This is a genomic window from Chengkuizengella sediminis, from assembly GCF_010078385.1.
Taxonomy (GTDB): domain Bacteria; phylum Bacillota; class Bacilli; order Paenibacillales; family KCTC-33759; genus Chengkuizengella; species Chengkuizengella sediminis.
In genome coordinates this window covers 539,529-549,392 of the sequence record NZ_SIJC01000002.1, presented here as the reverse complement: position 1 = coordinate 549,392, position 9,864 = coordinate 539,529, and the positions used below count along the sequence as shown (strand labels likewise).

Sequence of the window (9,864 nt, the reverse complement as noted above, 5' to 3'; positions counted from 1 at the left end):
AATCGAAATAACTTTATGATATTTTATGCGGTAAGAAATCTATTCGATTGGACTTAAATAACAATGTAGCAAAATTGTGTTCTCTCCTATTCCTTATACTTATATCTTGCTATAAATAAAAGAATCTATTATACAGGATACGTAATACTTTTCTTTCAAGGTCAGTAAGCATCAGGACACCCCCACAATATCGTCAAACTTGATCCATTCATATTCATCCTCATGCTCTAATCTAATTTGACTTAATTGAGTGTCAATTTTAATTACTGTCCCAGTTTTAAACGCATTCTGACCAAAAGCTCTGAACAACTCGACTGTGATTTCAGATTCACTCAAAATAGAATCTGATAATTGTTGAGATATAACATTAACTTCTTCCTCTGCTAGTACTGGTTTCGTCTTTCTATCTCTCTCATATTGATAATCATTTATGCGTTCTTTATGTTCAGGTAGTATCATTCTGCTTGCTTCCCCATCATATTTGAACCAGGTGTTAGTTTGTTTTCTTTCATTTGTTTCACCTCTATTTAGAACATTTATTCTTATTATATAAAAGGTGCAGGGTGATGTGCAAGAGCACATTTTTAGAAAATAGGTACACGTCCAATCAAAACAATATCAAATTGAATACACTACATAAAAATGTAAAAAGGACGTGATTTCATGGGCGTTTTCGATAAATCAATCTGTGATTGTTGTGTTTGTCCGATGCAATGTGTTTTTGAGCAGTTTATCGAGGAAAATGTTAATATACTAACTAATTTAAATGATACTTTTTTAATTGAAATTAGAGAAGTTAAAAACTTTATTGTTTCTGGTATAGACTTAATGACTGGTAATATAATTCATATTCCGATTTGCAATATAGTTGCTTTTGCAGCAATTTTAACAATTCTTCCAGATTTAAAACCTATTCAACCAAACACAAAAGGAGAATGTGTTTGTTGCGAGGATCCTATAACTAATTTAGCTAATTCATTAATAGGTAAACTTGTAAGGATTACGGATACGGATGTCACTATTCTTAAGGTAGGAGAAGGGATTGTGATTGGACAGGAAGACTCATCAATATTCATTTTTTCCAGTTGTGCTATTGATGCAATAGAGGAACTTCCTGCAACCTCACTTACATCCTCAGAAGAGGAAACAGCTCAAAAACCAAGTCTCTGGAAAAGTTTAAAGAAGGAGAAAAAAATCACCCCACCACCAGCTACCTAAACCAATACATTTAGAGTGATGTATTCTTCACACCCCTGATAACTGCACAATTTAATATATCCAAAACAAACACCCAATCAAAACAATCATAAAAACATATGATGGATTAAGAGTATAAAGAGTACTAGAACAATTTCAAAAAAAACAGAAGACTTGGCTAACTCACTTTCAATATGATGTAAACCTCACTATTTATATAGTGGGTTTTAATCTATGAAAAATGTGTACTTGCACTAGGATGCAAGTCCAATCAAAGTAGATTCTCTAAACATAGTATATAGTACATCATTTTGAAAGGAGGGATGATTCCATGTCATCTAAAAAAGGATTTAGTAGAATAGCTGCCATTGCCCTAGTACTCTTTATTCTTCTTGTTATCATTATAGTCGCTGCAAGAGGACGTTCGAGATATGGCTCAGGAGGTTCAGTTGGAACAATTGATTTCACAAATCCAGAAGATCTATTAGCATTGAACGAACGGTTAAATTTATTTAATGAGTTGTTGCAAAGACAAGCAAGGCTTGAACAAACACAACAGGCTTTACTCCAGCAATTGATGCAAGCGTTTTAGGTTTTAACATAGAATATATTGGCAGCACTCAAACCTTACTATTTATGTAGTGGGGTTTTAAACTATGAAAAATGTGTACTTGCCTTAGGACACCCGTCCATACAAAATAGATTTTCTTTCATAGTATATATTACATCATATATAGAAAGGAGGAATTAACATGAGTGGACACAATGGTTCTGCTACTGGTGCAGCTATTGTTCTGGTACTCTTCATTCTACTTGTAATAATATTATTAGCTTCAATTAGAACCCGTTTTAGTTGCCCTAACGTATGCTCTCCTTGTATGATTGGTGGCGAACTTGGGTAAAACTACTATACACTCATAGTATCTTACTATGATGTAAACCTCACTATTTATGTAGTGGGGTTTTAAACTATCAAAAATATGTACTTGCACTAAGACACCCGTCCAGTCAAAGTAGATTTCTGAACATAGTATATAGTACATCATATATAGAAAGGAGGGATGATTCTATGGCATCTAAAAAAGAATCCAAAAAAGGATTTAGTAGAATAGCTGCCATTGCCCTAGTACTCTTTATTCTTCTTGTTATCATTATAGTCGCTGCAAGAGGACGTTCGAGATATGGCTCAGGGGGTTCATTTGGAACAATTGATGTAACAAATCAAGAAGAGCTAATAGCATTGACCGAACGGTTAAATATATTTAATGAGAGGGTGCAACAACTAGCAAGGATTGAACAAACACGACAGGCTTTACTCCAGCAAGCGATGCAAGCGTTTTAGGTTTGAACATAGAATATATTGGCAGCACTCATATAATCTCTCTACGGAAACCTCACTATTCATGTAGTGGGGTTTTAATCTATGAAAAATGTGTACTTGCACTAGGATACTAGTCCAAACAAAGTAGATTCTCTGAACATAGTATATAGTACATCATTTTGAAAGGAGGGATGATTCCATGTCATCTAAAAAAGGATTTAGTAGAATTGCTGCCATTGCCCTAGTACTCTTTATTCTTCTTGTTATCATTATAGTCGCTGCAAGAGGACGTTCGAGATATGGCTCAGGAGGTTCATCTGGAACAATTGATGTAACAAATCAAGAAGAGATAGTAGAATTGACCAGAATGTTAGATTTACGTAGTGAGATGTTTGAAGATCTAGCAAGGCTTGAACAAATGATTGAACAAATGCAACAGGCTGCATTCCAGAATTTGCCAACCTTTTAGTTATTATTTTAGTTGCTGCAAGTGGTGGCTCGAGATTAGGTAGAACTGCTCCGGAATTAAATATAATTCAATATTTTTTAACTCAAGGACCCTTTGCGTTCCTTTTTTTTGAAATAGTATAATAGCACAATTTCAAACAAGCAAGTCAGTTGTCTATACCAAATGAAGGGTATGAACATAGAATATATTACCTCCTAGTAATAGGAGGGTGTGCGCTCATATAATCTCTCTACGGAAACCTCACTATTCATGTAGTGGGGTTTTAATCTATGAAAAATGTGTACTTGTATCAGAGCATTAACCCAAGCAGTTTAGATTTTCCTTTCATATTATATATTACATTATATATAGAAAGGAGGGATTAACATGAGTGGACACAGTAGTTCTGGAGCTGCATTAGTTCTAGTACTCTTTATTCTTTTGGTTATCATTTTAGTTGCTGCAAGTGGACGTTCGAGATATACTACAGCACCTACGGCGACGGAATTTTTCTTTCCTACTGGGTTATGATAACTCTGAAATATACCCAAACTAAATATTTGAGTCCTAAACAGTATTAATCCAAGTATTTTATCAACCTATGAATAGGATATGAATAGATAAATTATATAGTAAATTCAAATCCCTGCCTATTTAAAGCAGGGTTCTTTATTGTTAAGGAGGGCGGATAGACTGGAATTAAATCATTCACCCATGAACTTATATGTTTAAAATGGTAAAATAGCACATTTTCAAACAATCACTTGTCTATACCAAATGAAGGGTTTTAACATAGAATATAGGTTTAGGAGGGTGTGCGCTCATATATATCTCTCTACGGTGTAAACCTCACTATTTATATAGTGGGGTTTTAATCTATGAAAAATGTGTACTTGCACTAGGATACCCGTCCATACAAAATAGATTCACTGAACATAGTATATACTACATCACTTTGAAAGGAGGAATTTTTATGAGTACTTACAAAGGTACAGGCGTAGCAATAATTTTAATCCTTTTCATTCTATTGGTTATTATTTTATTAGTTACGGATTCGATCAAATAGTACCTAGAGGGGAATGTGCAGTAGCAGCATTACAGTTCCTGTAGCAAAACTATGTAGATAACCACACTATTCATTTATGATAGTGGGGTTTTAAACTATCAAAAATGTGTACTTGCCCCTAGGATACTCGTCCAATCAAAGTAGATTCTCTGAACATAGTATATCTTACATCATATTGAAAGGAGGGATTAACATGAGTTCACATAGTTCTGGAGCTGCTATAGTTCTAGTTCTCTTTATTCTCTTAGTTATTATTCTTGTTGCTGCAAGTGGAGGTTCGAGATATTGTTCATGTGGAAGCAGCAGTTGGGATTCTGTAGAAGATAGAGAAAGAGAAAGGTTTAGAGTTGTCGGAAGATTTGTAGGGTTTGAATAATTTTAACCTTCTTAATTAAGTCATTTCAGTATAAAAACTATTTCAATATCTATAAGTTGGTGTATGGCAACGATTCAAGAGCTAAAAAGTAATTTTGAAAAAGAGAGTGGCGTAATGGAACGTCCTGAGTATGAAAAGTTAATGAAGCAATTTTCACTTTAAAGATTATTGTGTGTTTTTTAGATTTAACTCGATTTGGAAGAAAAAAACTCCTTATCATTTTTGGAAAAATGTAAGGAGTTAATTATGTTTTGTTCAGAACAGACCATGAATTATTTTTCTTGTTGAATACTTAATGTTAATGAAGTTGAAATATAAGTTTCTGCTTTAGGTTCAGTAATTACCGGAGCGTAGAACATACCTTCACCTGGGTAATGAAGTTGATAATGAATGACAGCTTCATTATTAACAAAGTCCACAGATGTAATTTCTATAGAATATCCTGTATTTGGTTTTTCTCCCCAAGATAAAGTAACTTTATCTACTTCTTCATTAACTGTCTCTACTTTAAAGGTAACTTTTTCATCAGGGGTAGTTGAATTTTCTTCTACGTTTACTCCATTAACAGAAGCATTTGAATTAAAAGATGGCAAAGATAATATCATTGCTAAAGTTATGGCAGCAAGGCCAATTTTTTTGAATTTCATAACTTTTCTCCTCTTTTCTTATCGTTTATTTTCAAGCACAATAAGAAGCTTAACAAATAAATGTAAAGAAAACATAAAATAAATGTAAAAATTTATAAAATAATGAAATGTCTTCTTTTATCTTTATATGAAATAAGAATACCATAACTTACAACTACTGAGATATGATATTAACTTCTTCCTCTGCAAGTTCTGGTTTCGTCTTTCTGTTTCTTTCCTTTTCATAATGGGTTCATCGATTCTTTATGGAATCAAAAGAAATTCCAATTATTCTAAAATAAATTCACTCTTTAGGGAAAATATTACATTTATGTTGCATCCATTAGGGGAAATGTTTATTATGTTCGGGCTTTCTCTTAAAACGTCACTTAATAACCCACAAAAACTCTTTTACGCTTTTCAAAAGCCTCAATAATCCTGCGTTGATAACATGGATATACAATTTAAAATCAATCGTTACTTTAAGTTCATTTTTCATTTTAATTCCCTCCTTAGTCTATTTGTTAGAAGTGTATGAGCAACAGTTTGTACACTATTCCACATTTATTCAATAGAAATGTATAAAAGTTGATCTTACTGTCAATCCTGCATCTATGGAGGGATGATTGTATGTTTGGACTAGGTAAACCAAGAACAAAATTTGGAAAGTTTATTGATAAGAAAGAGATCTCACAAACATGGGTAAGTGAAAATTGTGGAATAGATAAAAATACAACAAGTAGATTAACTGGAAATGATGATTATAAACCAAACAGAAGCACAAAACACAGGGTAGTATCAGGATTGAGGAAAAAAGGTGAGGAAGTTGATGAATCAGATTTTTGGTAATTACTTGTAAAATTGTTCAAATTTGATATAATAGCATTACTCCTTTATAGTATAGTTCTAAATCTCATTTTAAAAGAACTAAGAACTAATTTTGTTTATGGGCTTCATTTAGGGAATGAAGACCTGAACCCAACCATTGACTTAGGTCGGTGGTTTTTTCTCATTTAAAAGGTGAATCATAATCCCTAGTTGATATAATCTTTATGTTTTGAGTATTACCGTCTTTACATTCTATATATCCACCTCTAACAAGTCCGTTTAATACTGAACGGACTGTTTTCTCGTCTTTTCCTGTTTTGATTTCGAGTTCTCGAATGGTTGGCATCCTTTTTTTTATTGAATGAGGGAAGTTATACAGGATACGTAATACTTTTCTTTCTAAGTCAGTAAGCATTATATCACCTCTATAGGAATATTTGTTCCCATTATAAAAGAAGTAATGATAAAAATGCAATAAAAAACCCACAAACATAGGTTTGTAGGCTCGTTTCAAAAAATTAAGCTGGAGCTTTTCCTGTTACTTCAATCCCTGGAGCAATAAGAGTGTCTATGTTTCCCATTGCTTTACCTGGGTCTTTTCCAGATACTTCAATATGCGGAGCAATAAGTAATTCTAAAAATTCTACTGCGGCAGGTATCACTGCTTTGTTTATAAAAATAGCACAGTATTTTTTTGGATTATTTGATTGATAACCTATTGAAGGATCGTCCTATTTCATTGGTTTATTATCTGAATATTTAAGTTAAATAATCGATTTCAATGATTTCCCATTTACAAAACAAATAAAAAAGGGAGACGGGGACAAATTCTCTGTCCGGTCTCCACTAGTGTGTGAAAATAACTTAGATTATTCTTTTGTTACCAAGAACGCACTATATTCTGTAACACCATTTGATTCTACATAAACCGCTAATACCCAATCTCCGTTAGGAAGTGGGATGCCACCTTGTACTGTACCGTCCCATGAAAATTCATGAAGTGGAGCTGGTACATTTTCAAAAGCTCCTAACGTATCGATGAATCCACCAATAGTACCAGTACTTGCATCGAATGCATACAAGTCATACTGCAGCACCTCAGCGCCACCCGGCAAGTAAGAGCCCATGCTGTACATATCATCTAATGCATTTTCCATGAACGCACCTGTTACACGAGGGTAGTCTGGCTCCCCAACAAACAATATCGTTGGAAGGTCAAAAACTTGTTCTCCATCACTGACTTCAATGGTTCCTTCATAGTACCCTGGTGCTAATTTTGAGGTATCTACCTGTACATGAAAATTCACTTCTTGTGTTGAACCTGGTTGTACATTCAGGTTATTACTAAGCATAACTTTAATACCCTCTGGATTTCCATCCATTGTTACATTAAAGCTGTAGCTTTTTGTTTTATCTGATAGGTTTTGAATTTCAAAAAATTGCTTTTCTACTTGTTTCCCGGTATCTTTTACAAATTTCCCAAACGAATGACTTCCAGGAGAAACCAATGTCATGGCATCTAATGCATCGACCACGCGAATACTACCGGCGCCTTGGGTATTGTGAGCAAAATCTTCTCCACTTGCTGGATCCACAAGGTTTTCAGCCGTATTCATTAACGCCGCTTTAACATCTTCTGTATCCCAATGAGGGTTTTTCTGTAATAATAACGCTGCAGCACCCGCTACATGTGGTGAAGCCATACTTGTTCCTTGTGAGGAAGCGTAACTATTTCCAGGGTACGTACTTACAATATCAACACCAGGAGCCGAAACATCCGGCTTGATCATCCATGAAAGCGCTACCGGGCCACGAGAAGAGAAATCCGCAATCACTTCAGGTGATGTCGATACATATTCAAAATCTAAAGTAACCGTGTTGTTTCCAGCCTCTAATTCTGCAAGCATTATTAGACCTTCTGCATTAGTGATTTTCACTGTTGGTACATCCATGCCTGGAATAACAAAAGGAATTTCACCTGGCGAATGGTTGAAAATAATGGCTCCAACCGCACCTGCAGCTTTAGCGTTAGCGGCTTTGTCTACAAAGGCATAAGCCCCGCGGCTAATTAAAGCGATTTTTCCTTCTGCATCAACTTCCGCAAACTCTTCTGCGCTTCCTAAACCAGCAAACACAAACTCATATTCATTACCGTCTAATACCTCTATATCTTCAACTTTTTCATAGCCCAATACCTTATCACTTTCATACTCTACGCCACCAGTTGTTGTAACATCAACATCATAATTATCAAACGGCAATTGCGTCGCTCCAACGGAGATGGCTTCACGAGAAGTTCCTGGAGATCCAACAGTCCAGTTGTCTGGTCCTGAGTTTCCATTAGATGTAACGGCTACGACTCCTTCCGCCATTGCCCAATCTAAAGCAATCGATGTAGCCCAGTCCGGGTTATTCAACGGGTTACCTAGAGATAAGTTCATCACGTCTGCTCCATCTTGAACCGCTCTCTCAATCCCAGCAACCACATCCTCTGTTGTTCCCCCATCTGGTCCTAATACACGATAGCCTAGAAGTGATGCATCCGGAGCCACTCCTTTAATCACTCCGTTAGCAGCTACCGTACCGGATACATGTGTCCCGTGAGATTGAGTAGGACCTTCTTGAGGGTCATTGTCATCATCTACAAAGTCCCATCCTTTGTAGTCTCCAAACGCATGTACTAAATCAGGATGAGTGTAATCAACCCCTGTATCGATGACAGCGACCGTTACTCCTTCACCGGTAAATCCAGCTTCCCAAGCATCATTAGCTCCTATGAAAGGTGCACTTTTGACCATTTCTGGACTAAACAATTCAGCAGAAAGCTCTTCCACTGAAATCACTCCCGCTGTATAGTTCACATTTGGATAAACTGCTTTAACACCAGGAATGGTTGCAAGTTTCATAATATCGGTTCCAGCTAATTCTACTGAAAAACCAGAGAAGACATAGTCATATTCGCGGTTTACTTCCGCCTGCTCCACTGCTTGTTCAAGTGCATTTATCACTTTTTGTCTTTCAGCCTTTAAATTGTCTTTCGATTGATTTTTTCCTTTTTGCTTTGCCTCTACAATCGACTCAGCTTCCAGTTCTACAATGACTGTCGTCGGCCCGCTTGAAGATAGTTCGATATCTCCAAACAATTCAGCTACAGGCAATTCCTTAACCGTGATTTGTGAGGTATTGTCTGTTTGAGCAGTTGCTCCCATACCAAAAGTAGATAACAATAACACCATTGCAATAAAACTCATAAATACTTTCGATACTCGTTTTTTCATTCCTCAAATCATCTCCCTAATTATTTAGAATAGTTAGAATATGCTCTCCCATAGCCTCGTATCAAAAACATGTATAAGGGCGTTTTCCAAAACATTTCTAACAATCTATTATTTCTACAAACGCTCTCATTTTCCCTCTAGTAAAATAGTACTAAGTGGTTATGATTTAGGAAGAAAAAAGTAAACTTGTTTCACCTTTTTTATTTGTCATACAAATGTATTATTTATGTAACACATTTGTATGACATTATTTTTGTAATATGATAATTGAAATGAGGTAATCTAAGATAATCTAATTCTTTTCAAAAAGAACTAATAAACGGTGAGATAAATAGCTAAAAAACATTTGAGTCAATTATCCATTTTCACACAAATGTATAATATCACTAAATTTATTAACTATGTTGAACTATTTTCATTATTACTCACCCCTTATAGAACGTTTGTTCTTATTATATAAGAGGTACAGGAGAATACGCAAGAGCACAATTTTATAAATCCAAAACAAACGCCCAATCAAAACACTATTTAAATCATATGATGGATTAAGAGTATAAAGAGCACTAGAACAATTTCAAAAAAAACAGAAGACTTGGCTAACTCACTTTCAATATGATGTAAACCTCACTATTTATGTAGTGGGGTTTTAATCTATGAAAAATGTGTACTTGTATCAGAGCATTAACCCAAGCAGTTAATATTTTTCAACATAGTATATAGTACA

The 9,864-nt window shown here is 35.0% G+C and carries 12 protein-coding genes; 8 read left to right on the top strand and 4 right to left on the bottom strand.

Features of this window, described 5'->3' with window-relative positions:
• Nucleotides 1–171: 171 nt before the first annotated feature.
• Nucleotides 172–459: a YolD-like family protein gene (locus EPK97_RS07180; protein ID WP_162035913.1), complete on the bottom strand. Its 288-nt coding sequence runs from the start codon at nucleotides 457–459 to the stop codon at nucleotides 172–174.
• 204 nt (nucleotides 460–663) lie between these two features.
• On the opposite strand from EPK97_RS07180, the gene EPK97_RS07175 reads away from it, so the two are divergent.
• The 6 genes from EPK97_RS07175 (at nucleotide 664) to EPK97_RS07150 (ending at nucleotide 4,408) form a co-directional block, all read left to right on the top strand.
• Nucleotides 664–1,218, top strand: coding sequence for a hypothetical protein (locus tag EPK97_RS07175; RefSeq protein WP_162035912.1), 555 nt, complete (start codon nucleotides 664–666; stop codon nucleotides 1,216–1,218).
• 310 nt (nucleotides 1,219–1,528) lie between these two features.
• On the top strand, nucleotides 1,529–1,789 hold the full coding sequence (locus tag EPK97_RS07170) for a hypothetical protein (protein WP_162035911.1): 261 nt from the start codon (nucleotides 1,529–1,531) through the stop codon (nucleotides 1,787–1,789).
• Between the two features lie 477 nt (nucleotides 1,790–2,266).
• Nucleotides 2,267–2,539: a hypothetical protein gene (locus tag EPK97_RS07165; RefSeq protein ID WP_162035910.1), complete on the top strand. Its 273-nt coding sequence runs from the start codon at nucleotides 2,267–2,269 to the stop codon at nucleotides 2,537–2,539.
• Nucleotides 2,540–2,717: 178 nt separating this feature from the next.
• Entirely contained in the window at nucleotides 2,718–2,987 is a 270-nt protein-coding gene (locus EPK97_RS07160) for a hypothetical protein (protein WP_162035909.1), read from the top strand.
• Nucleotides 2,988–3,353: 366 nt separating this feature from the next.
• Complete coding sequence (locus EPK97_RS07155; RefSeq protein WP_162035908.1) at nucleotides 3,354–3,497, top strand: YjcZ family sporulation protein; 144 nt, start codon at nucleotides 3,354–3,356, stop codon at nucleotides 3,495–3,497.
• A 728-nt stretch (nucleotides 3,498–4,225) separates the two neighbouring features.
• Nucleotides 4,226–4,408 carry a sporulation protein YjcZ gene (locus EPK97_RS07150; RefSeq protein WP_162035907.1) on the top strand — a complete coding sequence of 61 codons (183 nt, stop codon included), beginning with the start codon at nucleotides 4,226–4,228 and terminating at the stop codon, nucleotides 4,406–4,408.
• 272 nt (nucleotides 4,409–4,680) lie between these two features.
• Here EPK97_RS07150 and EPK97_RS07145 read toward each other — a convergent pair whose 3' ends face one another.
• Nucleotides 4,681–5,055, bottom strand: coding sequence for a protease complex subunit PrcB family protein (locus EPK97_RS07145; protein WP_162035906.1), 375 nt, complete (start codon nucleotides 5,053–5,055; stop codon nucleotides 4,681–4,683).
• Between the two features lie 609 nt (nucleotides 5,056–5,664).
• Here EPK97_RS07145 and EPK97_RS07140 point away from each other — a divergent pair.
• Nucleotides 5,665–5,883 (top strand): transcriptional regulator, encoded by a 219-nt coding sequence (locus EPK97_RS07140; RefSeq protein ID WP_162035905.1) that lies wholly within the window; start codon nucleotides 5,665–5,667, stop codon nucleotides 5,881–5,883.
• A 160-nt stretch (nucleotides 5,884–6,043) separates the two neighbouring features.
• On the opposite strand, the gene EPK97_RS07135 is transcribed toward EPK97_RS07140, so the two are convergent.
• Complete coding sequence (locus tag EPK97_RS07135) at nucleotides 6,044–6,277, bottom strand: helix-turn-helix domain-containing protein (protein WP_162035458.1); 234 nt, start codon at nucleotides 6,275–6,277, stop codon at nucleotides 6,044–6,046.
• Nucleotides 6,278–6,426: 149 nt separating this feature from the next.
• Here EPK97_RS07135 and EPK97_RS07130 point away from each other — a divergent pair, with 149 nt between their 5' ends.
• Nucleotides 6,427–6,573 (top strand): hypothetical protein, encoded by a 147-nt coding sequence (locus EPK97_RS07130; RefSeq protein WP_162035904.1) that lies wholly within the window; start codon nucleotides 6,427–6,429, stop codon nucleotides 6,571–6,573.
• Between the two features lie 158 nt (nucleotides 6,574–6,731).
• Here EPK97_RS07130 and EPK97_RS22135 read toward each other — a convergent pair whose 3' ends face one another.
• Nucleotides 6,732–9,140 carry a S8 family serine peptidase gene (locus tag EPK97_RS22135; protein ID WP_162035903.1) on the bottom strand — a complete coding sequence of 803 codons (2,409 nt, stop codon included), beginning with the start codon at nucleotides 9,138–9,140 and terminating at the stop codon, nucleotides 6,732–6,734.
• Between the last annotated feature and the right edge of the window lie 724 nt (nucleotides 9,141–9,864).

Coding starts and splice junctions, on each gene's coding strand:
- EPK97_RS07180 (WP_162035913.1), bottom strand. CDS start 459: ATGATACTACCTGAACATAAAGAACGCATAAATGATTATCAATATGAG.
- EPK97_RS07150 (WP_162035907.1), top strand. CDS start 4,226: ATGAGTTCACATAGTTCTGGAGCTGCTATAGTTCTAGTTCTCTTTATT.
- EPK97_RS07145 (WP_162035906.1), bottom strand. CDS start 5,055: ATGAAATTCAAAAAAATTGGCCTTGCTGCCATAACTTTAGCAATGATA.
- EPK97_RS07165 (WP_162035910.1), top strand. CDS start 2,267: ATGGCATCTAAAAAAGAATCCAAAAAAGGATTTAGTAGAATAGCTGCC.
- EPK97_RS07175 (WP_162035912.1), top strand. CDS start 664: ATGGGCGTTTTCGATAAATCAATCTGTGATTGTTGTGTTTGTCCGATG.
- EPK97_RS07160 (WP_162035909.1), top strand. CDS start 2,718: ATGTCATCTAAAAAAGGATTTAGTAGAATTGCTGCCATTGCCCTAGTA.
- EPK97_RS07155 (WP_162035908.1), top strand. CDS start 3,354: ATGAGTGGACACAGTAGTTCTGGAGCTGCATTAGTTCTAGTACTCTTT.
- EPK97_RS07140 (WP_162035905.1), top strand. CDS start 5,665: ATGTTTGGACTAGGTAAACCAAGAACAAAATTTGGAAAGTTTATTGAT.
- EPK97_RS07135 (WP_162035458.1), bottom strand. CDS start 6,277: ATGCTTACTGACTTAGAAAGAAAAGTATTACGTATCCTGTATAACTTC.
- EPK97_RS22135 (WP_162035903.1), bottom strand. CDS start 9,140: ATGAAAAAACGAGTATCGAAAGTATTTATGAGTTTTATTGCAATGGTG.
- EPK97_RS07170 (WP_162035911.1), top strand. CDS start 1,529: ATGTCATCTAAAAAAGGATTTAGTAGAATAGCTGCCATTGCCCTAGTA.